This is a genomic window from Streptomyces similanensis (genome assembly GCF_039543625.1).
Classification (GTDB): domain Bacteria; phylum Actinomycetota; class Actinomycetes; order Streptomycetales; family Streptomycetaceae; genus Streptomyces; species Streptomyces similanensis.
On record NZ_BAABKC010000016.1, the window covers coordinates 3,530 to 4,360 of the forward strand.

Sequence of the window (831 nt, forward strand, 5' to 3'; positions counted from 1 at the left end):
TCCGCCGTCAACCAGGACGGCGCCTCCAACGGCCTCACCGCACCCAACGGCCCCTCCCAACAACGCGTCATCCGCCAAGCCCTCACCAACGCCGGACTGCACCCCGACGAGGTCGACGCCGTCGAAGCCCACGGCACCGGCACCCGCCTCGGCGACCCCATCGAAGCCCAAGCCCTCCAAGCCACCTACGGACACAACCGCGAACAACCCCTCTGGCTCGGCTCCGTCAAATCCAACATCGGCCACACCCAAGCCGCCGCCGGCGCGGCAGGTGTCATCAAAATGGTGATGGCGATGCGGCACGGCATCCTCCCCCGCACTCTCCACGCCGACGAACCCACCCCCCACGTCGACTGGACAGCGGGCGCCGTCTCCCTCCTCACCGCACCACAACCCTGGCCCGACCACGACCGCCCCCGCCGCGCCGCCGTCTCCTCCTTCGGCATCAGCGGCACCAACGCCCACATCATCCTCGAACAACCACCCCTGGCCGAGATCACCGCCACGGACGAGGCCGCACCCCCTGCCACGGACGAGCCGGTACCCCCTGTCGTGCCGTGGTTCCTGTCCGCCGACAGCCGTGCCGCGTTGTCCGAGCAGGCCGAGCGGCTGATGGCGGCGTTGGTGCCAGGCGCTTCGTCGCTCGATGTGGGGCGGTCGCTCGCCCTGGGCCGCGCCGCGCTGGACGAACGAGCCGTGGTGCTGGCGGGTGGCGACACCGATCGGAGAGAGGCGCTCGCGGCGCTCGCCCGTGGTGAGGCGCATCCCGCGGTGGTCACCGGACGCGCGTCCGGCGAGGGCACTCTGACCATGGTCTTCTCCGGCCAGGGC

Annotated in this window: 1 protein-coding gene; it reads left to right on the top strand. The window is 71.5% G+C overall.

Features of this window, described 5'->3' with window-relative positions; translation table 11 throughout:
- Window positions 1–831 (top strand): ketoacyl-synthetase C-terminal extension domain-containing protein (locus tag ABEB07_RS06270; protein ID WP_345667383.1); only part of this gene is annotated, 831 nt, incomplete at both ends.